Source organism: Ruegeria sp. AB8, from assembly GCF_056542605.1.
In genome coordinates this window covers 150,140-172,764 of record NZ_JBQGAB010000011.1, presented here as the reverse complement: position 1 = coordinate 172,764, position 22,625 = coordinate 150,140, and the positions used below count along the sequence as shown (strand labels likewise).

General features: G+C 58.3%; 20 protein-coding genes and 1 pseudogene. 16 read left to right on the top strand and 5 right to left on the bottom strand.

Features of this window, described 5'->3' with window-relative positions; all coding sequences use genetic code 11:
• Together glyA and ACR0CG_RS13440 are read left to right on the top strand one after the other, a co-directional pair.
• Nucleotides 1–203: pseudogene (gene glyA / locus ACR0CG_RS13445) on the top strand (serine hydroxymethyltransferase); the annotation flags it as partial.
• A gap of 18 nt (nt 204–221) precedes the next feature.
• Entirely contained in the window at nt 222–1,199 is a 978-nt protein-coding gene (locus tag ACR0CG_RS13440) for an HpcH/HpaI aldolase/citrate lyase family protein (RefSeq protein WP_480525496.1), read from the top strand.
• 208 nt (nt 1,200–1,407) lie between these two features.
• Here the strand turns inward: ACR0CG_RS13440 and ACR0CG_RS13435 are convergent, their stop codons facing one another.
• Entirely contained in the window at nt 1,408–3,216 is a 1,809-nt protein-coding gene (locus tag ACR0CG_RS13435) for a caspase family protein (RefSeq protein WP_480525494.1), read from the bottom strand.
• A 180-nt stretch (nt 3,217–3,396) separates the two neighbouring features.
• Here ACR0CG_RS13435 and ACR0CG_RS13430 point away from each other — a divergent pair, with 180 nt between their 5' ends.
• On the top strand, nt 3,397–4,050 hold the full coding sequence (locus ACR0CG_RS13430) for a DUF928 domain-containing protein (RefSeq protein WP_480525493.1): 654 nt from the start codon (nt 3,397–3,399) through the stop codon (nt 4,048–4,050).
• 38 nt (nt 4,051–4,088) lie between these two features.
• Nucleotides 4,089–5,954 (top strand): CHASE2 domain-containing protein, encoded by a 1,866-nt coding sequence (locus ACR0CG_RS13425; RefSeq protein WP_480525492.1) that lies wholly within the window; start codon nt 4,089–4,091, stop codon nt 5,952–5,954.
• 371 nt (nt 5,955–6,325) lie between these two features.
• Here the strand turns inward: ACR0CG_RS13425 and ACR0CG_RS13420 are convergent, their stop codons facing one another.
• Nucleotides 6,326–7,423: a Gfo/Idh/MocA family protein gene (locus ACR0CG_RS13420; RefSeq protein WP_480525491.1), complete on the bottom strand. Its 1,098-nt coding sequence runs from the start codon at nt 7,421–7,423 to the stop codon at nt 6,326–6,328.
• Between the two features lie 12 nt (nt 7,424–7,435).
• Nucleotides 7,436–8,161, bottom strand: a complete 726-nt coding sequence (locus tag ACR0CG_RS13415; protein ID WP_480525489.1) for a GntR family transcriptional regulator — start codon at nt 8,159–8,161, stop codon at nt 7,436–7,438.
• Between the two features lie 91 nt (nt 8,162–8,252).
• On the opposite strand from ACR0CG_RS13415, the gene ACR0CG_RS13410 reads away from it, so the two are divergent.
• From ACR0CG_RS13410 to ACR0CG_RS13385, 6 genes are read left to right on the top strand one after another with little or no spacing between them, the layout of a single operon-like run.
• A complete protein-coding gene (locus ACR0CG_RS13410) occupies nt 8,253–9,407 on the top strand; it encodes an LLM class flavin-dependent oxidoreductase (protein ID WP_480525488.1) in 1,155 nt (384 codons plus the stop codon).
• Nucleotides 9,407–10,297 (top strand): aldo/keto reductase, encoded by an 891-nt coding sequence (locus ACR0CG_RS13405; RefSeq protein ID WP_480525486.1) that lies wholly within the window; start codon nt 9,407–9,409, stop codon nt 10,295–10,297. Before ACR0CG_RS13410 ends, ACR0CG_RS13405 begins: the two co-directional genes overlap by 1 nt.
• A complete protein-coding gene (locus ACR0CG_RS13400) occupies nt 10,297–10,812 on the top strand; it encodes a flavin reductase family protein (protein ID WP_480525509.1) in 516 nt (171 codons plus the stop codon). Before ACR0CG_RS13405 ends, ACR0CG_RS13400 begins: the two co-directional genes overlap by 1 nt.
• A gap of 53 nt (nt 10,813–10,865) precedes the next feature.
• Nucleotides 10,866–11,453, top strand: a complete 588-nt coding sequence (locus tag ACR0CG_RS13395; protein ID WP_170614655.1) for a TRAP transporter small permease — start codon at nt 10,866–10,868, stop codon at nt 11,451–11,453.
• Nucleotides 11,454–12,743, top strand: a complete 1,290-nt coding sequence (locus ACR0CG_RS13390; RefSeq protein WP_480525484.1) for a TRAP transporter large permease — start codon at nt 11,454–11,456, stop codon at nt 12,741–12,743. It begins immediately after the preceding gene.
• 24 nt (nt 12,744–12,767) lie between these two features.
• On the top strand, nt 12,768–13,829 hold the full coding sequence (locus ACR0CG_RS13385; protein WP_480525482.1) for a TRAP transporter substrate-binding protein: 1,062 nt from the start codon (nt 12,768–12,770) through the stop codon (nt 13,827–13,829).
• 29 nt (nt 13,830–13,858) lie between these two features.
• Here the strand turns inward: ACR0CG_RS13385 and ACR0CG_RS13380 are convergent, their stop codons facing one another.
• On the bottom strand, nt 13,859–14,329 hold the full coding sequence (locus ACR0CG_RS13380) for a tetratricopeptide repeat protein (RefSeq protein WP_170680337.1): 471 nt from the start codon (nt 14,327–14,329) through the stop codon (nt 13,859–13,861).
• Nucleotides 14,330–14,356: 27 nt separating this feature from the next.
• On the opposite strand from ACR0CG_RS13380, the gene ACR0CG_RS13375 reads away from it, so the two are divergent.
• On the top strand, nt 14,357–15,616 hold the full coding sequence (locus ACR0CG_RS13375) for a cytochrome-c peroxidase (RefSeq protein WP_480525508.1): 1,260 nt from the start codon (nt 14,357–14,359) through the stop codon (nt 15,614–15,616).
• Nucleotides 15,617–15,646: 30 nt separating this feature from the next.
• Here the strand turns inward: ACR0CG_RS13375 and ACR0CG_RS13370 are convergent, their stop codons facing one another.
• The gene (locus ACR0CG_RS13370; RefSeq protein ID WP_480525479.1) at nt 15,647–16,270 is read right to left on the bottom strand and encodes a TetR/AcrR family transcriptional regulator; all 624 of its coding nucleotides are present in this window, start codon (nt 16,268–16,270) and stop codon (nt 15,647–15,649) included.
• A gap of 137 nt (nt 16,271–16,407) precedes the next feature.
• Between ACR0CG_RS13370 and ACR0CG_RS13365 the strand changes: the two genes are divergently transcribed.
• From ACR0CG_RS13365 to ACR0CG_RS13345, 5 genes are all read left to right on the top strand, one after another.
• Nucleotides 16,408–16,872, top strand: coding sequence for a (2Fe-2S)-binding protein (locus ACR0CG_RS13365; RefSeq protein WP_170680341.1), 465 nt, complete (start codon nt 16,408–16,410; stop codon nt 16,870–16,872).
• A gap of 3 nt (nt 16,873–16,875) precedes the next feature.
• The gene (locus ACR0CG_RS13360; protein WP_480525477.1) at nt 16,876–19,062 is read left to right on the top strand and encodes a xanthine dehydrogenase family protein molybdopterin-binding subunit; all 2,187 of its coding nucleotides are present in this window, start codon (nt 16,876–16,878) and stop codon (nt 19,060–19,062) included.
• A 138-nt stretch (nt 19,063–19,200) separates the two neighbouring features.
• Nucleotides 19,201–20,520, top strand: coding sequence for a glutamine synthetase family protein (locus ACR0CG_RS13355; protein WP_480525475.1), 1,320 nt, complete (start codon nt 19,201–19,203; stop codon nt 20,518–20,520).
• A 59-nt stretch (nt 20,521–20,579) separates the two neighbouring features.
• Nucleotides 20,580–21,260: a type 1 glutamine amidotransferase gene (locus ACR0CG_RS13350; protein WP_170806404.1), complete on the top strand. Its 681-nt coding sequence runs from the start codon at nt 20,580–20,582 to the stop codon at nt 21,258–21,260.
• Nucleotides 21,260–22,618: a glutamine synthetase family protein gene (locus tag ACR0CG_RS13345; RefSeq protein WP_170806405.1), complete on the top strand. Its 1,359-nt coding sequence runs from the start codon at nt 21,260–21,262 to the stop codon at nt 22,616–22,618. The genes ACR0CG_RS13350 and ACR0CG_RS13345 overlap by 1 nt, the downstream gene beginning before the upstream one ends.
• The last annotated feature ends 7 nt before the right edge of the window (nt 22,619–22,625 follow it).

Sequence of the window (22,625 nt, the reverse complement as noted above, 5' to 3'; positions counted from 1 at the left end):
CGTCGGGCATCCGCCTGGGTTCGCCCGCCGGCACCACCCGCGGCTTTGGCGAGGTTGAATTCCGCCAGATCGCGGACTGGATCATCGAGGTTGTCGACGGCCTGGCCGCCAATGGCGAAGACGCCAACAGCGCGGTCGAGGCCAAGGTCAAGGCCGAGGTCGCAGACCTCTGTGCACGATTCCCCATCTACCCGAACCTGTAAGACGAAGGACCCAAACCCATGAGCTTTCATTCCATTGAACAGGCCCCCGCCCGCCTGAACCGCAGCGAACTGGCCGTCCCCGGCAGCCAGCCCGGCATGTTCGAAAAGGCGGCCAAGTCCGATGTGGACGTCATCTTTCTTGATCTGGAAGACGCAGTCGCACCGGACGAAAAGGAACAGGCACGCAGAAACATCATCGGGGCGCTGAACGATATCGACTGGGGCAACAAGACCATGTCGGTGCGGATCAATGGTCTGGATACTCACTACATGTACCGCGATGTGGTGGATGTGGTCGAACAGGCTGGAGAGCGGCTGGACCTGATCATGATCCCCAAGGTTGGCACCGCCGCTGATGTCTATGCCGTCGACATGATGGTCACGCAGATAGAAGACGCAAAAGGCTACAAGAAACGGATCGGTTTCGAACATATCATCGAAACCGCGCTGGGAATGCAGAATGTCAGCGAGATTGCAGCAGCCTCGAAGCGCAACGAAAGCCTGCATTTCGGGGTCGCGGATTATGCGGCTTCGACCCGCGCACGGACCACGATCATTGGTGGCGTGAACCCGGACTATTCGGTTCTGACCGATCCTGACGCCGGGGCCAACCGGGCAACGCATTGGGGTGACATGTGGCACTATGCATTGGCGCGCATGGTCGTGGCGGCCCGTGCAAATGGTCTGCGCCCCATCGACGGGCCATTTGGGGACTTCCAGGACCCCGAGGGATACAAGGCCGCCGCCAAGCGCGCCGCTGTTCTGGGTTGCGAAGGAAAATGGGCCATCCACCCCAGCCAGATCACACTTGCGAACGAGGTGATGTCGCCCGGTGATGCCGAAGTGACAAAGGCCCAGCGCATTCTGGAAGCCATGGCCGAAGCCGAAGCTGCCGGAAAAGGCGCGGTTTCGCTGGATGGCCGGCTGATCGACTATGCCTCGATCCGGCAGGCCGAAGTGATGGTGGCGAAAGCCCGTCAGATCGCCGCTGCCTGACGCCACTAAATTCAGGTCTCACTTCGGACCTCCACGCATCCGCCAATAAGATCGCATTGGCGGATGCAAGCCCGGTCCCAATCTCCACGCAGACAGGCGAACAGACGCGGCTCAACGTTTCGGAAATGTGCGGCCTGACGCCTGACAATTCCGGAAGCTTCAATACCTGACCAGGTCAAGGATTCGGGATTCCGCCCGTTGGCGGTCGTCAGTTCAATCTGGCCTCCAACACGACCGAACGCACGTACCCACCCGAGCCATCGAACCATTTGGAAGGCACGACATTGCTCAGATCTCGCCTGCCGCGCTGCTCATACTGAAACTGGGCGAAAGCCTTGTTGCCTTTGCCGTGCGTCGTGTTGGGTTTTGACGGCAACCAGTTTGTGTATTTGACCGGCTCACCGCTATACCAGCGCCAGCCGATTTTTGCATTGCCTTCACCGGGGTCCTTTCTGAAACCGAAATACGGCCCCGCCTTGTAACTGTAATTCGTCCTGCTGTCGTATCCGACGTCAAAAAAGGACGGGTCATTGGCAATCATGCGAACAATAAACGCATTCTCTTCGGCTGACGTTATTGCGGCAAGATCGACACCGCATTTCTGGGCTTCGCCGCGAGCATTCCGAATGTTGCCCGAGAAAACCATCACAATGTAAAGGCTGTCGCGAAACGTACCGTAGATGCTCTTTCTCAGCCCAAGACAGCCCAGGATCGACGTGATTTCTTCAGATTCGCCGAGCAACTCCAGTTCTTCGACGTTCTGACGAACTGCGAACGGGTTGCTGATGAAACTGTCGTCCGCCCCTTTTTGCAAACCGATCCCCAGACTGGCCAGCACGGCAAGATCTACGTATCCGGTCTGCTCAAAACTACTCTCGGCCTGAAAAGACCGTATTCCAGCGCGTGTCCTTGGGCCAATAGCGCCATCAGGCGTCCCAACATCAAAACCTGCTTTATTGAGTTCTTGCTGCAAACGCATTTTCATTTCTCGATCCGGCAGCAACATGTCTTCCAACACACCGATACGCCCATCTTTTTTGACCCAATTTGGTGTTATTTCGGCCATACGGTTCAGCACTTCCGGTTCGGCAATCGACGCCGCGCGGTATTTCTGGCTAATCAGACTCCAGCCCCGCATCGAGTTGACCGTCATCGCTGCTTCCATTTCGTCTTTGCGAGTTACAGTCGGTGCCAACGGAACGGGTGTAGCGGGCGCCTGTAATGCCGCCGTTTCCAGGCCAGGGACCAGAAAAATGTCCTGACCCGGAAGCGATCCATAGATGAAAGGTTCTTGAAAACCGTCCGTCAGTTCAAACACCCGGTCTCTTACCCGGCGGAACATCTTACCCAGCTCCAACCCCGGCTGTTCGATATGCTCCAAAAGCGCCTGCGCGTAAGGGCTGTTCCGGCCTTCGCCATCCTGCGCCAGTGTGCCCCCGCGGGCGGCATATCCCACAACCACACCGCCCGGTTCCACCGCAGCCAGCCCGCGCCCGACCGATCGGGTCGCCGAAACGCGTGTCATCTGCGCCAGGAACGGATTGTTCCGACAGGCGTCGACCAGTACGATTTTCAGCCCGGGGGCATCTGCAATGGCGTTCACGATCGCATCCAGACGGATGGCCTCGAACTCGACGTCCCGATCGCTTTTCAGCGTTGCGTTTACCGGTATCAGGTAGTTCGTGTTTTCGATCTCGATCCCGTGGCCGGCAAAATAGACCAAGGCCACGTCAGCGGCCGCGGCGGTTTCCGCAAAGTCGCGCAGTGCGATGCGCATACCGTTGTAGTCGAGGTTCAGGCTTTCGGTGACTTCAAACCCAATGCGCCTGAGAGATGCCGAGATATCTTCGGCGTCATTGGCCGGGTTACTCAAGTCCGATACATGCTGATACGCGGAATTACCGATTACAAGCGCGACCCGATTTTCCAGGGCTTCAAGCCGCAATGGCATCAGCAGGACAAGCAGGCCAAAGGACAGAAGCCAGATGCCAGTTCTCCAACAGCGACCAGAAGACATGCGCACTCACCCGAACTCATTCAAACAGCGCTGAGGACTTTAGCACAACTCTGCTCAACCTCAGAATCCGCCAGGGCAACGGGACACAGACGCGTCCCAAACTGGACTCTGACTAAATTCATGCTTACCGTTGCTTTTGAATATTCTGTTTTTTTAAGGGTTTACTGTGCGAGGCTTCGGGTGCCGTCGATCAGGGTTTCAAAATTCACACTGTTGTTCACGCTGGCACTGCCGGTGTTCTTTGACACTGGCGTATTGGCGGCAAGCGAAGAACAAGTCACCAACGGGTCCAACGACGTTGTGTTTATCCCCCCTGAGATTGGTGCGCCCGGAGACCGAATGGGGGCCGGCACACGCGGCACGCTTTCGGGTGATGACACCAAACTGCTGACGTTGCTGGTACCGGATGGTGGCGGCCTGACAACTCTTTCATCCCCCCCATTGGTCTGGCGTCTGGCGCACGGCCACCGGGGAAACCTGATCATCGGCCTCAATCCACTTGGATCATTGGGCGTGGAGTTGCAATTACAGGGCCCATTTCCGCCGGGCGACTACGGGCTGGATCTTGGCAGGTCCGATTACACGCTGGAAACCGGCCGCATCTACGAATGGCATGTGGCGCTGATCGACCAGCAATCCGGCGCTGTTCTGGAGCGTGCGACAGCTTTGATCGAGCGGTTTCCGGATCAGATGAAGGCTCAGAACCCCGCGACGGCAGGTCTTTGGTTCGACGCGCTTGCGGAACTGGTTGAAATTGGCCTCAGCGGTCGCGTAAGGGCCACTGACGCAACCGGGTTCGGGCAGCTTCTGGAAACAGCCGGTGTGGGCCATTGAAGTCGGAAGATCAAAGGCAGACATGGCTGAGACCGTCGATGCTGATGCCAGTCTGGCAAAGCTGGGCACTGGTCGGCTTGATTACTCTTGTTGTCGGAGGTTTATTGGTCGAATTGCGGGTGAAGGGTCTGCTTGAGCCTCTCCAACGTGCCCAATACGACTGGACCACTTCGGTGCTGGCAACCTCTGAACAAACGAAAGATGTCCTTCTTGTCGCCATTTCTGACGACGATCTCGGGCAATGGGGTTGGCCAGTCCCCGACGCGCAGATCGCACAACTGACGGAAACCTTGCTGGCTGCCGGCGCGACCGCAGTCGGGATCGATATATACCGGGATGTTCCTGCGGGCGATGGCCGGGACAGGCTGATCAACATACTGAACGAACCCAGAGTTGTCGTGATCTCGAAACTGGCCGACGCAGGCGGGACAGGCATCGACGCACCTACCGGGGTAAAAACCGGGTTTTCGGACATTCCGATTGACCCCGATGGCGTTGTGCGGCGCGCCCTTCTGCTGGTCAACACGCCGGATGGGATCGCAGTGTCGCTGTCAATGGAACTGACGGCGATTTTTTCATCAAGGCCCACATTGCAAAGCGCCCCGGATAACCCACGTTTTCTGGCGTTTGGTAAAACGACCGCAGAGCCATTGGTTAAAGGGCTGAACTTGTTTCGTAACGCCGATACTTCTGGTTATCAGATCATGATCGACTATCTGAATGATCTTCCGATTGCCCACCGAGTCCCCGCAGCAGATGTACTGGCTGGGAAAGAGCTGGCGCAATTCGACGGAAAGACGGTCATCATCGGTGTTACCAGCCACTCGGTTAAGGACTATTTCTCGACTCCCCTCAATCGGGCAACCGGGGCCAGTTTCACTTTCGGCGCGGAAGTTCACGCAGCCATTGCGCAACAGCTGATCGACTATTCGAATGGTTCGCGTTCTCCGTTGAGCTCTCTGAGCGACCTTGCCTCCTCTATCATCATCCTGCTTTCAACATTTGCCGGCGCAGTTGTGGCTGTATTCGTTCGAATGACTTCGCGGGCTATCGGTATGGCGACGGTGGGCGGGACGGTCTTGTTTGCCGGTCTGTCCGCCCTTCAAGCGGCAGCCCTGCTGGCGCCTGCAGCGACCACGTTGTTGGGCTGGTCTATTGGGTTTCTCATTGGGTTCGCCGTTATCGCCGGAGTTTCACGCAACCAAAGACGCGCCATCGTTCAGGTGTTTTCATCACACCTGTCCGAGGAACTTTCCGCCGAAATATGGCAGCAGCGAAAAAGACTTCTGTCCGGCGGCAAGCCAAGATCCCGCCGTCTGTTCGTCACCGCACTGCTGGCCGATATCGAAGGTTCAACGCGGGTCGGAAATTCGATGGATGCGGAAGATTTCATGGTGTGGGTATCGCGCATATTGGACAGGTTGGGTGAAATCGCACGCGAACATGGCGGGTTTGTCGAAAAGTTCACAGGAGATGGGATCCTCGTCGTATTCGGCGCTCCGATACCAAGCGAGACAGAAAGCCAACGGCAGGTCGACGGCCGGTCGGCCTTGCAATGCGCGCGCACCATGCGTCAGGCCGCGATCGCACTGAATGCAGAATTGAACGATCAGCCGAAATACAATCTGCGAATTGCACTGAACAGCGGCGAGGCATTGGGAGGAACTCTGGGCGTGAGCGGCTCGCTGCACTACAATGTGATCGGTGACACAATCAACGTGGCCGCAAGACTGGAAAGCTGGACAAAATCCCTTGATCGCGACAGCGGCGGGTTCCGCCCTGTGTGCATGACCATGGCCACTGCGCGCACCATTGACCCCAATCGTGATTGGCCCGTGCTGTCCTCATTCCTTCACGACGATGGGATTACCGATATTCAGGTCGTCGCCGTCGAAATGGAATAATGAGTACGGCCTTCTGAAAAATGTTCCGTGCTGGCAGAGCGTCGTGGGCACTCAACCTCCGCAATTGCATAGGTGCCTGCGCACCCCTCCACGGAAACAAGGGCTAGTACTGAACGCAGGAGAGTCAGGCAGTCTTTTGCACATAGGACTTTCCGCGAATTCAAAGGTCAGAGGCTTGCCTTTGGAAGTGGCATAGCGACGAAGCGTTTAGTGTGAAAAACCACAATTGGTGTGACGATCTTCGGTAAACAAAAATACATTAAGGTGATCAAGTAATGCATTGAACTTTCACCACTCCGTGCCGCAGCGTCATCCGAATGGGGTAGCCTTTTTGCGCGATGTTTGATGACGAACATGGCCTGATCCACTCCTCACTCCAACAAGCGAACAGTCTCGCCCGTTTTCAGCGCCTTCTGGGCGGCAAGTCCCATCTTTACGGCCCAGATACCATCATGCAAACTCACATCCGGGCCCGCCTTTTTGCCGTGCAAAAGATCCAGGAACCCTTTGTGCTGATAGAATGTCGAACCGTTGTGATCCCCCGCTGCCAGAAGACGGGGATCGACGGGGATTTCCTGCGCGACAGGTCCCTTCGGATCCCGCGGACTTAGAATAACCTGCGGCACCGGCGGCTCGCCCAGATGCTTTGGCCAGAACCGGCCCGGTCCCGGCACCAGCGCCTCGATTTTGGCCTCGCGACCCACGGCCGAGATTTCTTCCTGATAGCGAGAGCCTTCCGCAAACATGCACAATTCCAGCATGGCTCGTGCGCCATTGGCAAAGTCGACAAGCACATAGCCGTGATCAAGAATATCAGGCACCTCACCGTCATAGCTCTCGTTCAGATGGTTTACGGCCTGTCCGCCGCTGGCCGAGATGCGCACCGGGTCAGAGTGCAGGATCAGGCGCATCAGGTCGAAGAAATGGCAACATTTCTCGACAAAGGTTCCACCGGTGTTGCGATTGAACCGGTTCCAGTTGCCGACCTTCTCCAGAAACGGAAAGCGATGTTCGCGGATCGTCAACATACGGACCCCACCCGTTTCCCCGATCTTCTCGATCAGCGCAGCTATGGGTGGCATATAGCGATACTCCATCGCTACCCAGATCGGATGCGGATAATCGCGCTGCAAACGCTCCATCCGCGCCGCATCCTGCGGGTCGGTGAACAGGGGTTTTTCTACCAGCAGCGGCAGCGGGCGCATCTGAGCGATCTCGCAGATCTGCTCGACATGCAGGTGGTTCGGGCTGGCAATAACCAGGCAGTCCAGCTCACTGACCGCCAGCAACTCCTGCACGGACCCCGCCATCACCGCATCCGGCGCGATGGCTTTCGCGGCATTTGCCATTGCCGGGTCAGGTTCGAAAATCGCCGCAACGCGCGCGCCTTCCAACAAGCCGATATTGTGCAGGTGTTCCTGCCCCATCATGCCGCATCCGATCAGCCCGTAATTGATGACCCGGGTCATGCGCGTTTCCTTTTACTTCAAACGTTGGACATAGGTGGCCCGATCTGGATCGAACCATGTTTTTGAGAACTCAACGGGCGCCGCCCCTTCGGACCAGCTGAACCGCTCGATATACCCTACGATCTGACCGGCGGGCTTGGTGAAGTCAGGTGGCGTCCAGTCGGGCAGCGCACCGACCGAAACCCGGTCCTCGGCCCGGGTGATCCAGAACCCCAAATGGTGCTGGTAATACCGGTAAAGAGAATCCGACAGCAGGTTGCGATCAATCCGACCGGCTGATTCGTCCAGCCAGATTTCCTCGACCGCGATAATTGTGTCATTCAGATAACGCATCCGGCGCACGCGGGACCCGGTTTCGGCGGTACCAAAATTTGGCAGATCAGACGGCTTGCGCAGATAGTCGACCGACAGGATATCCGCCCGCGGCAGGCCGCCGCCTTGGGGCAGTTCCAGCCGGAACATCGCGTAAACGCTGTTCTGGGTTCCCGTCTCGCGAACATAGTTTCCCGAACCCTGAATGCGTTCCAGCATCCCCTTTTTCTCAAGCTCCGATAGCGATTTTCGCAGCGTCCCGACCGAGACCTGAAGTTCGGCCGCCATATCCCGTTCGGGCGGCAGGCGTTCCCCGTCGATAAGACGGCCCGCCGCGATGTCACGGATCAGAAGTTCCGCGATCTGAACATAGATCGGCAGTGCGTTTGGGTTTCGGCTGGTTGGGGACACGTCTGGGCGCTTCATTCGGTCGCAGGAAAAATTGATACACTATTGATCTACATCAATGCGGTTGCTACGCAAGAGGAAAGTGGAAACCGCGCGGAGAACGACTCAGATGACCATCGTCCCCATCACTTCGCCTGATCTGGACGCGGCAGAAGTATCGTGGTTCGCGGCGCTGTGCTCAGACGATTATCAGTTTCTGGGCGTGCCGGATGGCAATCTGCGGTCCAGCTGGGAGCATTGCTCCGGCATCGTGAAAGAAGCTGAAGCGCAAGGGTTTCGAAACATTCTGTGCCCCTCGTCCTATCAGGTCGGGCAGGACACGCTGAGCTTTGTGGCGGGCTGTGCACCAATCACCGATAGGATCAATTTGCTGGCCGCGGTTCGCTGTGGCGAAATGCAGCCAATCATGCTGGCCCGTACCATCGCAACGCTGGATCACATGCTGAAGGGGCGGCTGACGGTCAATATCATCTCGTCCGATTTTCCCGGCGAAAAGGCTGAAAGCGCCTATCGTTATCAGCGCTCTCGCGAGGTGGTGGAAATTCTGAAACAGGCCTGGACCCAGGATGAGATCAATCATGCGGGCGAAGTCTATAACTTTTTGGGCCTGACGACCGATCCGGCCAGGCCCTATCAGACCGGTGGTCCGTTGCTGTACTTCGGCGGCTATTCTCCGTCGGCCCTGGAGCTTTGCGGCGAGCACTGTGACGTCTATCTGATGTGGCCGGAAACCAAGGATCAACTGGCCGAACGGATGAAGGCCGTCCATGCGGTTGCCGAGAACTACAACCGAACACTGGATTACGGCCTGCGCGTGCACATGATCGTCCGCGATACCGAGGCCGAAGCGCAGGAATACGCGGATTACATCGTCTCGAAACTCGACGATGAATATGGGCGCGCCATTCGTGAACGCGCGCTGGATGCAACCTCGCTGGGTGTGGCGCATCAGGCCAAGAACCGCGATCTGGCGGATGAATACGGCTATGTCGAGCCCGGTCTGTGGACTGGCGTTGGCCGCGCAAGGTCCGGTTGCGGAGCCGCGCTGGTCGGGTCGACCGATCAGGTTTTGTCCAAGATCGAAGAGTATCAGAAAATGGGCATCCGCGCGTTCATCTTCTCGGGTTATCCGCACATGGATGAAGCCAGGCACTTTGGCGCCCGCGTTTTGCCCAACCTGAAAACCTGCTCGCTTCCCGAAGAATACGGGCGCGTGCCAAAGACGACCCCGGCCACACCGCTGGGCAACGGAGTTCGCCGCTGATGCAACGTGTAAAACTATCGGACACGCTGGAATTGAGCCGCCTTGTCTACGGAATGTGGCGGCTGGGCGATGACAGTGATACTTCGGCGGACCATGTCGAAGCCAAGATCCAGTCCTGCCTGGATCAGGGCATCACCACCTTCGATCAGGCTGACATCTATGGCGGCTACGCAGCCGAAGCTGTGCTGGGTGCTGCGCTGCGCGCCAATCCCGGTCTGCGCCAGCGGATGGAAATCGTTACCAAATGCGACATCATCGCACCTGTCGGGCGGTATTCGGATGCGAAGGTCAAATACTATGACACCTCGCGCGCGCATATCCTGCAGTCAGTCGACACCTCGCTTTCGGAAATGGCCATCGACCATATCGACTTGCTGCTGATCCACCGTCCCGACCCGCTGATGGACCATCATGACACTGGCGCAGCACTGGATGAAGTTGTCACCAGCGGCAAAGTGCGCGCGGTTGGCGTGTCCAACTTTCGACCTTGGGACTGGACACTGTTGCAATCTGCGATGAAGACCAAACTGGTCACCAACCAGATCGAGATTTCTTTAGGCGAGATCAGCCCCTTCACCAATGGCGATCTGGCGTTCCATCAGCAGCATGGACAACCGGTCATGGCGTGGTCGCCGTTAGGCGGCGGAATGTTGATGGCCGGGAACCCTCCGGTCGGGGTGGTGGCAGACGAAATCGCGCAAGAGTTCGGGGTGGACCGGGCCGCTGTGGCGGTGGCTTTCCTGCTGGCGCATCCGGCGGGCATTCTGCCGGTGCTGGGCACCAACAACCTGGAACGGATCAAGCGCATCTCGGACGCACTGAATGTCAATCTGGATCGTGAAAGCTGGTTCCGCCTGTACGAGGCGGCACTGGGGCATGAGGTACCATGATGAACGCAATTTCAAAGGACCTGACACGCACCTTCGTCCCGCACAAGGACGACACCCGCACCCTGCGCGACGCCTTTGGCCGCTTTGCCACCGGTGTTACCATCGTCACCTGTTACAGCGAAGACGGACCAATCTGCATCACGGCGAACAGCTTCTCGTCCTTGTCACTGGATCCGCCTCTGATCATGTGGGCTGCAGACCGCAATTCGCGCCGGTTCCCCTATTTCCACAAGGCGCGGCATTTCACCGTTCACGTGTTATCGTCTGAACAGGACGCACTTTGCTTTGGCTGTTCCAAGGACGCCCATGCGCTGCGCGACATCCGGCATGAGCGGTGCACAAACGGAACGCCGCTGTTGCCGGATTGTCTGGCACGTTTTGAATGCGAGCAGCACGCCTATCACGATGCAGGCGATCACGTGATCGTGGTGGGAAAAGTCCTGAAGGCCAGCATGAGCGACGGAGACGCACTGACCTTCTATGCCGGAAAACTCGGCCAATTCGCGAAGAAATAAGCGCGTTCTGACGACTGCGGGACGAACCCGCAGCTGAACTTGGGAGGATCCGCATGGGCGGACTGGCATCGGTGCTTGCACCGATTGCATTCGTGAACGAAACCGTGCTGCGTCTGGGCCGCGCGGTTGGCGTTGTTGCGATTGCATTGATGGTGATCGCAATCCTGATTCAGGTGTTCTTCCGATATGTCCTGGGCAACGCTCTGCCCTGGCCGGATGAAGCCGCCCGGTTCTGCATGCTCTGGATGACCGGCCTGATGGCTCCGACGGCTTTTCGGCGTGGCGGGTTCGTGGCGATTGACATGTTGCAACGGTTCTTACCTCGTCTGCTGGGCCAGTCCCTCAATCTGTTCTTGTTGCTGATCTCGCTGATCGTCCTGCTGGTCGCCGTCAATATTGGTTGGTCTGAAGTCACGGGCTTTGGCGGCAGATTTGCCACTGCTGCTTTGTACCTGCCAACATCGTTCGGTTTCGATGAATGGTACCGTATTCCCCGCAGTTGGATGATGGCCTCGCTGCTGGTGGGGATCATCCTGCTTATCTCGGTGAATATCGAGCTGATCCTGCGATCCCTGATCACCATGCTCGGCGGCGCACATCTTCTGCCGGAAATTCCCGAAGCAGCCGTGGGGGCCGAATAGATGCTGATCTGGTTCCTGCCCACTTTCCTTGTTTTCCTGTTGATAGGCCTACCGGTCTTTTTCGCGCTGCTGGCCGCGCCGGGCATTCTGCTGTGGCTCAACGGCCAAACGAATGACATTACGCTGCTTTATCGCAATGTCTACAATGGCATGGACAGCTTTCCGCTGATGGCCATCCCCTTCTTCATGCTCGCCGGAGAGCTGATGAACCGGGGCGGCATCACCATTCGCCTCGTCGAATTCTCGCAGGCCCTGATGGGGCACCTGCGCGGAGGACTGGCACATGTGAACGTACTGAGCTCGATCCTGTTCGCCGGCCTCTCGGGCTCTGCCGTGGCCGACACATCCGCCTTGGGGTCAATGCTGATCCCAGCGATGGAGAAACAGGGCTATACCCGCAAATTCGCCGCGGCGATTACAGCGGCCAGTTCGGTCATCGGGCCGATCATCCCGCCCTCGGGCATCATGATCATCTATGCCTATGTCATGGGTGAAAGCGTCGCCGCCCTGTTTCTGGCCGGGATCGTCCCCGGGATCATGGTGGGCGTCGGCCTGATGGTGATGATCAAATTCATGGCTGATCGCTATGATTTCCCGGTCGCCAGCCGGAAATACACCTGGGATGAACGCCGCCAGGCCAGCCTCAAGGCGTTCTTTCCGCTGATGACACCCGTGATCATTCTCGGCGGCATTCTGGGCGGCATCTTCACGCCGACCGAAGCCGCTGCTGTCGCGGTCGGCTATGCGTTCATCATCGGTTTTTTCGTCCTGCGCACGCTGACAATGAAGGAAGTGCCCGAGGTTCTCAGCAATGCGGGCATGACCTCGGCTGTTGTGTTGCTGCTGGTCGGCGCCGCGATGGCGTTCAAGACGGTGGTCAGTCTCAGCCACGCGCCCGAACAACTGGCCTCGCTGATCCTCAGCCTGTCCGAAAATCCGTTGATCCTGCTGTTTTTGATCAACCTGCTTCTGTTCATCGTCGGCATGTTTCTGGATGCAGGTCCCGCGATCATCATCCTTGGCCCGATCCTTGGCCCCATCTTCACCAGCCTTGGCGTCGATCCGATCCATTTCGCCATTATCATGAGCGTCAACCTGACTGTTGGTCTCGCCACGCCACCCATGGGGCTGGTACTGTTCGTGGCCGCCGCCGTGTCGCGGGAACGGGTCGAAACCATCGCCAAGGCGATCCTGCCGTTTCTGGCGGTCGAAATCATAGTGATCTTCCTGATCACCTATATCCCCGCACTATCCATGACGATCCCGAGGATAACGGGATTTGCAAACTGACTGAGTACCACAGGGAGGAAACGCATGCTCAGACAATTCATCAAAACCGCTGCGGTGGCCACATCGCTTGTGGCCGCGTCCGCCATGGCCGCTGTGGCTGCAGACTATACACTGCGGGCAACTGCGAACTCGAATGAAAACGACGAAGACTATGACGGCCTGATCGTTTTCAAAAACTATGTCGAGGCCGCGTCGAACGGAGCTATCGAGGTCGAGTTGTTCATCGGCACGCAGCTGTGTTCGAACGGCGCGGAATGCCTGCAGGGCGTGGCTGACGGCACTATCGACATCTACATTTCCACTTCCGGCGGGGCCTCGGGCATCTTCCCATACGTGCAGGTTCTGGACCTGCCCTACCTGATGGCCGATGACCGGATTGCCGAGCATGTGCTGTCCGGTGACTTCACCCGCACCATGCGCAACATGGCGCTGGAAGACTCGGGCGGCGCGATCCGCCTTATGACCATCGGCAACACCGGTGGCTGGCGCAACTTCGCCAACACACAGCGCCGCATCGCCGAGCCTGCCGATATGGAAGGTCTGAAAATCCGTACCGTGGTCGCAGACCTGCCGCAGGAACTAGTGAAAGCACTGGGTGCATCCCCTACACCGATCCCGTGGCCTGAGCTGTTTACCAGCTTCCAGACCGGCGTCGTTGAGGGCTCGAAGAATGGCATCACGGACATCATGGGCATGAAATTCCCTGATGCGGGTCTGCAATTCGTCACGCTGGATGGCCACGCCTACATGGGGGCGCTGTGGTGGATGAACAACGCCAAGTTCCAGGAAATGCCCGAGGACCTGCGCCGCGTGGTTGTCGACGGCTTCTATGCGTTGCAGCAGGCCACCTTTGCCTCGCCCAAGCGCAAGTCGATTCAGGCTTATGAGGATTTCGTCGCCGGTGGAGGTGATCTCTATGTCCTGACGCCAGACCAAAAGGCTGCGTTCAAAGCGGCCGCAACTCCGGTCTATGAGTGGTTCCAGTCCAACGTTGCCCGTGGTGACGAGATTTTTGGTGCGCTGACCGACGCGGTTGCCGCGGCTGAGGCCGACGTGAACGCGTCACGTGACGCGGATCTGAACTGATCTGGCGGGTCGGGCCTGTGGTCCGACCCTCACCGAAACGGGTACATCCACCCTTTGTAATCGTTCACCAGAACATGCGCCCTTTCGATCTGCTCCGGCGACATTTTCTTGACCACTTCCTCAAGGCTGATCGCCGCGTCGGGATCGCCGCCAATGGCGCTGAGCGTGTACCACATGTAGGCCCGCACCAGATCGGGCGCGGGCATGCCAAGACCCAGCTCATAGTACCAGCCCACACCAGACTGCGCCCCGGGATGCCCTTTCATCGAGGCGCGCAGATACCATTCGAACGCCCGTTCGTAATCCTGCGCGACTCCAAGACCCAACCCGTACATCACACCGATCAACTCTTCGGCTTCGGCATTGCCCGATCGGGCGGCCGGCAACAATTCCTCGCGCGCAGCTTCGAACTCTCCGGCCTCCATCATGTCGCGGGCCTGTTCCAACTCGGCCAGCGCAGGCGTCGCAAGACAGAAAAGGGCAAATACAAACTGGCGCATGGGGTGGCTGCTCTCCTTTGGGGCGGGATGGCGGCAGCGCAAGACTTGCCGCGCCCATTGACCGACGATGACTTCATTTCTTTTGATATGAAACAGGCCGCCATTGGTCATCAACTGTTTTACGATCCAATCCTGTCAGGCAACCGGAACATCGCCTGCGCCCATTGTCACCACCCGGATTTCGGTACCTCTGACGGGTTATCGTTGGGTATTGGTGAGGGCGGACAAGGGCTGGGACCGAAGCGTACCCCCGGAACCGGAGCCGGCAGAATCCGCAAACGTATCCCTCGCAATTCTCCGGGCCTGTGGAACCTTGGCGCGAAAGACATTCACACGGTTTTTCACGATGGACGGCTCAGTGTTTCCGAAGTCTACGGCAACGGCTTCAACTCCCCTGCGCAGGAATGGCTGCCGGAGGGGCTGAATTCCCTTCTGGCCGCGCAGGCACTTTTTCCGCTGACATCACAATTCGAAATGGCCGGGAACGTAGCTGAAAATCAGGTCACCGGAGCGGTACATGACCGGATCGACAAAGGCTGGCCGATCCTTGCCAAACGGGTTCGTACCGAGCCTCGGTATGGCCCTGCCATGGTCGCGGCCTTCGAAGAAATCGAAACCACCGAAGAAATCACGATCACCCAGATCGCCAATGCGCTGGCAGCCTTTATGGCCATCGAATGGCGCAGCACGGACAGCCCGTTCGACCAATTTCTGGCGGGCGATGCCGATGCCCTTTCACTTGCGCAGAAAAACGGCATGAACCTGTTTTATCGAAAGGCAAAATGCGCCACCTGCCATTCCGGGCCTTTGATGTCAGATCAGAAGTTTCACGCGTTGGGCCTGCCACCCTTCGGACCCGGTCGTACCCGACAGTGGGATCCTTTTGTGCGCGACGTGGGCCGAATGGGTGAAAGTGACCAGCTGGAGGACGCCTACCGTTTCCGAACCCCGATGCTGCGCAACGTTGCCCTGACTGCACCCTACGGCCATAACGGCGCATTCCCGGACCTTAAAAGCATGATCCGCCATCATCTGGACCCACAAACCAGTCTGGCGAACTGGACACGCGACATGGCGGCCCTGCCCCCGGTTCCCTGGCTTCAGGATGCGGATTTTGTAGTTTGGGACGACCGGTTTGAAATGGAACGTCAGCGCAACAAGGTCGATATTGCCCAAGTCAGATTGACCGACGCGGAAATCGACAACCTCGTGGCCTTTCTGCATTCCTTGACAGGTGTCAGCGTAGACGCCCCACCCTTTGGCGTACCAGCAGGATTCGTTCCCTAGCGCATCTTACTCAAAACAAAGAAGGAGTTCTCAGGGTCTAGACGCGGCGGCTCCCGGACCATAGCGGCACAGCATCATATCGACGCTGCTTTCGATGGTTTCGGTCATTTCCGAGTGGCTGAGCACGCCGCCACTGAACATCATGGGCCAGAACGCCTTTGCCTTGATCAGTCCGATAAACTCCTTACCCGCCTGATCAGCGTCTTCGATCTGCAACTGGCCGTCCTCGGCGGCGTCTTTCAGCATGGCGATGAATGTCGAGGTCTTGTCCAGCTTGCCCTGTGCTGCCGCCGCCAGATCCGGGTTGCGCAAAGTTTCGCTGATAATCATCCTCGACATCGCAATCACGTCCGGGCGCATCAGAATCCGGCCCTCAGCCCAGGCCAAATCCGTCAACTGTTCGCGAATATCGCGCCCCGGCTGATACCGGATCTCCAATACCTCGGCAAAACGGCCGGACAGTTCAGTTACAATTGAACGAAAGAGATTTTCTTTACTTTCAAAGTACTTGTAAAGCGTGCGCTTTGACACTTCGGCCCGCGCCGAAATGCGATCCATACTGGCAGAAGCAAAGCCCTTGTCCTGAAACTCGGCCACGGCGGCCTCAATGATCTGGGCGTACTTGGACTCATTCGGTGAATTGCATTGGATCATGTTCCACCTATAGACCCATCACGTCCGGCCGGTCAAACAACAGTGTAAACTTGAGAGTTTACATCAGCTGATTTGACACTTAAGGTAAACGCGCCAGTTTACCGATTCAGGTATCCAGCCCAACAGGAGAACCCCTCATGGCTCTGACATTGAAGTTAAACGGTGAAACCCACACGGTCGACGCCGAACCCGGCACGCCCCTGCTCTGGGTGATCCGGGACGAACTCAAGCTGACCGGCACCAAGTTCGGGTGCGGTGTCGCATCGTGCGGTGCCTGCACCGTACACGTGAACGGCGAACCGGTTCGTTCGTGCCAGACCTTTGTAGAAGACATTGAAGACGCAGAAATCACGACAATTGAAGCCGTTGGCGACGGAAAGATCGGCGCAGCCGTGCAGCAAGCATGGGTCGAACTGGACGTGGTCCAGTGCGGTTATTGCCAGTCGGGTCAGGTGATGTCGGCGGTCGGACTTCTGTCTGAAAACCCGAAGCCCAGCGTCGAAGAGATTGACGACTACATGTCCGGCAACGCCTGCCGCTGCGCCACTTACCAACGCATCCGCGCCGGAATCCAGCGCGCTTCTGAAATTCTGGAGGCCTGATCCATGACCATCAACACTTCTCGCCGTGGATTTCTGAAAGGCGCTGCTGCCGCCGGTGCCGTCCTGCTGGTTGGCGCCCGCCCCGATGGCGTTCTGGCTGTCGCCTCATCCGAGACCGCGCAGTTCAACCCGTTCGTGAAAATTGACGCCGATGGCACCGTGACCGCCATCGTCAAGCACTTTGAAAAGGGTCAGGGCCCTGCAACCGGTCTGCCGACGCTGATTGCGGAGGAAATCGGCCTGACCATGGACCAGATCAAGTACGAATTCGCCCCATCCAATCCGCAGGTCTACAACAACCTGCTGTTTGGCCCCTTCCAGGGAACCGGCGGGTCGACCGCGATGGCAAACTCGTGGCTGCAGTACCGCCAGGCCGGTGCTGCTGCGCGTGAAATGCTGATCACTGCGGCTGCCCAAAGCTGGGGTGTGGATGCGTCAGTCATCACTATCGAGGAAGGCATCGTCAAGGCGGGCGACAAATCCGCACCGATTGCGGAGTTCGTTGCGGCGGCCTCTCAGTTAGAGGTTCCGGCCGAGCCGCGTCTGAAAGACCCGTCAGAGTTCCGTCTGATCGGCAACGAAGCGGTGCGCCGCAAGGACTCGGCCATCAAGGGCAATGGTCAGGCCATGTATGCCATGGACGTTCACCTGCCCAACCAGATGGTTGCCATGATCAAGCGCCCGGAATCGAAGGGCGGCGTCGCGCTTGGTTTTGACGACAGCGCGTCGAAAGAGGTTAAGGGCTACATCAACGCCGCCGTCCTGCCCAACCAGGCGGGCGTCGCGGTTTATGCCGAAAACACCTGGGCCGCGATTCAGGCACGTGACGCGCTTGTGGTCGAATGGGACATGTCGGGTGCCGAAACCCGCGACTCGGATCAGATCAGGACCGAGATCATGGCCGCCCTGGACGCTGAACCCACATATAATGTGAACAAGGCAGACGTCGCAGCTGTGGCGACGGCCATCGAAGGCGCGGATAAGGTAGTCGAAAAGACCTTCTACTTCCCTCTGCTGGCACATGCACCGATGGAGCCGCTGAACTGCACCATCGAACAGACGGCCGAAGGCGACATCGTCCTGCATGACGGCGCGCAGATGCCAACCGGCCCGCATATGGCCTATCAGCAGATCTTCCAGCTGCCGCCTGAGAAGATCCACATCAAGACGATGCTGGCCGGTGGCTCGTTCGGCCGTCGCGCAACGCCTGATGCGGATTATCAAGTCGAGGCCGCGCTGGCTTTTGTGATCACCGACCGTTCGCGCCCTGTGAAACTGGTCTGGACACGAGAGGATGATATCCGCAGCGGTTATTACCGCCCTGCATTTGGCCACAAGGTGCGTGTGGGTCTGGATGGAGAAGGCAACATCGTTGGCTGGCAGCATCAGGTGGCCGGACAATCGGTGATCAAAGGCACGCCGTTCGAAGCCGTTCTGGTAAAAGACGGGATCGACCACAGTTCGATCGAGGGGATTGCTGACAGCCCGTACACAATCCCCGGCATGGCTCTGGGTCTGACCGACACGCCCAAAGCTACAACCGTTCTGTGGTGGCGCTCGGTCGGTCACACCCACACCGGCTACGTGATGGAGGCCATGATGGACCTTGTCGCCGAAACAGCGGGCCGTGATCCGGTGGAGTTCCGTCTGGCACATCTGGCGGATACCAGCGACGCCGATCAACAGCGCAAAGCAGGCGTCCTGAAACTTGCCGTTGAAAAAGCTGACTGGGGCAACGCACCCGCAGGCCGCGCGCAAGGGATTGCCGTGCACAAATCCTTCGGATCCTACGCAGCTCAGGTCGTCGAGGTTTCGGGCGATCCAGAGAACGGCATCAAGATCGAAAAGGTCACTTGCGCCGTGGATTGCGGGATTGCGGTGAACCCCGATGTGGTGCGCGCGCAGATGGAGGGTGGTATCGGCTACGGTATCGGTCATGTCATGCGGGATCAGATCACGCTGACCGGAGGCGTCGTGGACCAATACAACTTCCCGGACTACGAGCCTTTGCGCATCGGCGACATCGCGGAGATCGAAGTTCATATCGTAGCTTCCGCCGAGGCCCCGACCGGTGTCGGTGAGCCGGGCACCCCCCCCTCGGCCCCGGCCCTTGCCAACGCGATCCGCGCGCTTTCGGGCATCAAGGTGACCTCGTTGCCGATGGCGGAAAACGGCGTCAACTTCGTCTGACGTCCTGTGGTCCCGCGCCAGCGTTGGTTGGCGCGGGACTCAAAGCCCTACCTGACCGCAGGAAAAATTTGATCAAATTCCGTGACAAGACGCGCGGTCTCGACTACATCTCGGGAAACGAGAGTATTGGAGACCAAAATGGACCTGAGCGCCCTGCCCGGTTTTCGTGTTGCTGCCTGTGACCTTAACGGTCAGATGCGCGGCAAACGCGTGCCGTCCTCTTACGCAGAAAAGCTGAACAAAGGCGCGGTCCGCATGCCGTTTTCGGCGCTGAATGTCGATCTTTGGGGCGCGGATATCGAAGGCAGTCCGCTGGTATTTGAATCCGGCGATGCCGATGGGATGCTTCTGCCGACCGATCGCGGACCGATTCCCATGCCCTGGCTTGATGCCGAAACCGCGCTGGTCCCGATGGCATTATATAATGACAAGTCCGAGCCATACGCAGGGGATCCCAGACATGCGCTTGCCGCAGTTCTGGCCGACTATGCAAAGCGCGGCTGGTCCGTGATCGCGGCAACTGAACTGGAGTTCACGCTGCTTGATGCATCGGGATCACAACCCGGAGCGCCTGCCAATCCGGTCACGGGTCGCAGATTGTGCGACGAGGCTGTCCTGTCCCTTGCGGAGCTGGACGCCTTTGATGCGTTCTTTACCGAGCTCTATGACGGTTGCGTGGCCATGGACATCCCCGCCCAAACCGCCATTTCCGAAAGCGGAATCGGCCAGTTCGAGATCAACCTGAACCATCAGGACGCCATGCGCTGCGCCGATGACACGTGGCTGTTCAAGGCCTTGACCCGTGGACTGGCCCGCAAACACGGCTTTACGGCGACATTCATGGCAAAACCCTATCCGCAGGACGCGGGCAACGGAATGCATGTCCATTTTTCCGTGGTCGATTCATCGGGCCGCAATGTGTTTGACAATGGTGGCCCCGATGGCAGCCACGAGTTGCACGCGGCTGTTGCAGGCTGTCTTGCCGCGATGCCGGGCAGTACGCTGGTTTTTGCCCCTCACGGAAACTCTTACACGCGCCTCGTGCCCGGGGCGCACGCTCCAACGGGGGCAAGCTGGGCTTATGAGAACCGAACCGCTGCCATCCGTATTCCCGGCGGCGCGCCGGTGGCACGTCGAATTGAACATCGCGTGGCTGGTGGCGACATCAACCCCTACCTGATGCTGACAGCTGTGTTGGGGGCAGCATTGGCCGGTATCGATGACGGGTTGCAGCCGCCCCCGCCGATTACCGGAAATGCCTATGAAATTGCCGGGCTACCGCAATTGGCAGGCGACTGGTCCTCGGCCATATCCGCGTTCGAGGCGGACCCGATGATCCGGCGGATCTTTCCCGCTGAACTGATCCGTAATCTTGTCATGACAAAACGGCAGGAGATCGCGCGGTTTTCCGAGCGCGCGCCAGAGACGCACTGGCTCAGTTACCTCGAGGCCGTATGACCCCCTTGCCCGCGATCAAGGACTCGCGTAGAATAAAATTTGATCAAATTTGGTGAATCATGAAAATCGGAATCCTAGTTACCGGCCACGCACCTGAACAGCTGGCTGACGACTTCGGCGAATATGATGCGATGTTTCGCGCCCTGCTGGATGGTCATGACTTCGAATTCGTGACCTTCCAGGTGGTCGACAATCAGTTCCCGAAGGACGTCTCTCAGGCTGACGGTTGGATCATCACGGGATCGCGTCACGGCGCTTACGAAGATCATCCGTGGATACCCCCGCTTGAGGACCTGATCAGGGAAATCCAGAATTCTGGAAAGCCACTGATCGGCGTGTGCTTTGGCCACCAGATCATCGCCCAGGCGCTGGGTGGAACGGTAGAAAAGTTCCAGGGCGGCTGGGCTGTCGGACGAACGGATTATGAACTGGACGGCCAGACGGTTTCTCTGAACGCCTGGCATCAGGATCAGGTAACCCGATTGCCCGAAGGCGCACGCGTGGTTGGTCAGAACGGGTTCTGCCGCAACGCAATGATCGCTTACGGAGACACGATCTGGACGGTGCAGGCGCATCCCGAATATTCCGATGACTTTATCGAGGGCCTGATGAGGACGCGCGGAAAAGGCGTGGTCCCGGACCCCATTTTGCAGGATGCGGCCAACCGCACGCGCGGACCGATCGATAATCCCGCAATTGGCCGTCAGATGGCAGAATTCCTGAAGAAAGAGAGGGCCTGATGGCCGACTGGAAAAAACAGCTGCCAGAGGCAGCGCGCGATTATATTGAAGGCCAACGTCTGGATGAGGTCGAGTGCATTATCTCGGATCTGCCGGGGATTGCCCGCGGCAAGGCCGTGCCTGCATCAAAATTTGCCAAGCAATCCTATTTTCATCTGCCCGACAGTATCTTCTATCAGACGATCACGGGTGACTGGGGCGAGGCAGCGGGCGAAGATGGCTTCATCGAACGCGACATGATCCTCAAGCCGGATTTCTCGACCGCTTCGGCGGCGCCCTGGACGGGTGACTGGACGCTACAGGTTATCCATGACGCCTATGACCGGGACGACAATCCGATCCCGTACAGCCCGCGCAATGTACTGAAACGCGTCGTGCAGCTTTATCATGACCGGGGCTGGAAGCCGGTCGTCGCACCCGAGATGGAGTTCTTTCTGGTCGCCCCCAACGTCGATCCGGCGCAGGAAATCAAGCCGATGATGGGCCGTTCGGGCCGTCCGGCTGCAGCGCGGCAGGCATATTCGATGACTGCGGTGGACGAGTTCGGCCCCGTGATCGACGACATCTATGACTTTGCCGAACATCAGGGGTTCGAAATCGACGGCATCACGCAAGAAGGCGGCGCGGGCCAGTTAGAGATCAACCTGCGCCACGGCAGCCCGGTGAAACTGGCCGATGAGGTCTTCTACTTCAAACGCCTGATCCGCGAAGCTGCACTGCGTCACAACTGCTTTGCGACCTTCATGGCCAAACCCATCGAGGACGAACCGGGCTCGGCGATGCATATTCACCACTCGATCATTGATATCGAAACCGGTGAGAACATCTTTTCCGGGCCGCAGGGGGGCGAGACGGACGCGTTCTATCATTACATCGCCGGATTGCAGAACCACCTGCCCGCCGGTCTGGCCGTCATGGCACCTTATGTGAATTCCTATCGCCGCTATGTGAAGGACCACGCCGCCCCGATCAATCTGGAATGGGCGCGTGACAATCGGACGACGGGCATCCGTGTTCCGCTGTCCAGCCCCGAAGCGCGTCGCGTTGAGAACCGCATCGCGGGTATGGATTGCAACCCCTACCTGGGCATCGCCCTGTCTTTGGCCTGTGGGTATCTGGGACTGACACAGCAGGAACGGCCCCGGCGCCAGTTCTACGGCGACGCCTATGAAGGCGACGGTGACATCCCGCAGGTCATGGGCAGTGCGCTGGATCTGTTTGACGAGGCCACAGCCCTGCACGAGGTTCTGGGACCGGAATTCGCCCGCGTCTACAGCATCGTCAAACGGGCGGAATACGAAGAATTTCTGCAGGTGATTTCCCCGTGGGAGCGCGAGCATCTTCTGCTGAACGTCTAAGGTACTT

Excerpts from the sequence above, each read along its gene's own strand:
- ACR0CG_RS13425 (WP_480525492.1), top strand. The coding sequence starts at position 4,089 with ATGCTGATGCCAGTCTGGCAAAGCTGGGCACTGGTCGGCTTGATTACT.
- ACR0CG_RS13440 (WP_480525496.1), top strand. The coding sequence starts at position 222 with ATGAGCTTTCATTCCATTGAACAGGCCCCCGCCCGCCTGAACCGCAGC.
- ACR0CG_RS13400 (WP_480525509.1), top strand. The coding sequence starts at position 10,297 with ATGAACGCAATTTCAAAGGACCTGACACGCACCTTCGTCCCGCACAAG.
- ACR0CG_RS13345 (WP_170806405.1), top strand. The coding sequence starts at position 21,260 with ATGGCCGACTGGAAAAAACAGCTGCCAGAGGCAGCGCGCGATTATATT.
- ACR0CG_RS13420 (WP_480525491.1), bottom strand. The coding sequence starts at position 7,423 with ATGACCCGGGTCATCAATTACGGGCTGATCGGATGCGGCATGATGGGG.
- ACR0CG_RS13375 (WP_480525508.1), top strand. The coding sequence starts at position 14,357 with ATGGCGGCAGCGCAAGACTTGCCGCGCCCATTGACCGACGATGACTTC.
- ACR0CG_RS13415 (WP_480525489.1), bottom strand. The coding sequence starts at position 8,161 with ATGAAGCGCCCAGACGTGTCCCCAACCAGCCGAAACCCAAACGCACTG.
- ACR0CG_RS13405 (WP_480525486.1), top strand. The coding sequence starts at position 9,407 with ATGCAACGTGTAAAACTATCGGACACGCTGGAATTGAGCCGCCTTGTC.
- ACR0CG_RS13435 (WP_480525494.1), bottom strand. The coding sequence starts at position 3,216 with ATGTCTTCTGGTCGCTGTTGGAGAACTGGCATCTGGCTTCTGTCCTTT.
- ACR0CG_RS13360 (WP_480525477.1), top strand. The coding sequence starts at position 16,876 with ATGACCATCAACACTTCTCGCCGTGGATTTCTGAAAGGCGCTGCTGCC.
- ACR0CG_RS13380 (WP_170680337.1), bottom strand. The coding sequence starts at position 14,329 with ATGCGCCAGTTTGTATTTGCCCTTTTCTGTCTTGCGACGCCTGCGCTG.
- ACR0CG_RS13350 (WP_170806404.1), top strand. The coding sequence starts at position 20,580 with ATGAAAATCGGAATCCTAGTTACCGGCCACGCACCTGAACAGCTGGCT.
- ACR0CG_RS13395 (WP_170614655.1), top strand. The coding sequence starts at position 10,866 with ATGGGCGGACTGGCATCGGTGCTTGCACCGATTGCATTCGTGAACGAA.
- ACR0CG_RS13410 (WP_480525488.1), top strand. The coding sequence starts at position 8,253 with ATGACCATCGTCCCCATCACTTCGCCTGATCTGGACGCGGCAGAAGTA.
- ACR0CG_RS13365 (WP_170680341.1), top strand. The coding sequence starts at position 16,408 with ATGGCTCTGACATTGAAGTTAAACGGTGAAACCCACACGGTCGACGCC.
- ACR0CG_RS13385 (WP_480525482.1), top strand. The coding sequence starts at position 12,768 with ATGCTCAGACAATTCATCAAAACCGCTGCGGTGGCCACATCGCTTGTG.
- ACR0CG_RS13370 (WP_480525479.1), bottom strand. The coding sequence starts at position 16,270 with ATGATCCAATGCAATTCACCGAATGAGTCCAAGTACGCCCAGATCATT.
- ACR0CG_RS13390 (WP_480525484.1), top strand. The coding sequence starts at position 11,454 with ATGCTGATCTGGTTCCTGCCCACTTTCCTTGTTTTCCTGTTGATAGGC.
- ACR0CG_RS13355 (WP_480525475.1), top strand. The coding sequence starts at position 19,201 with ATGGACCTGAGCGCCCTGCCCGGTTTTCGTGTTGCTGCCTGTGACCTT.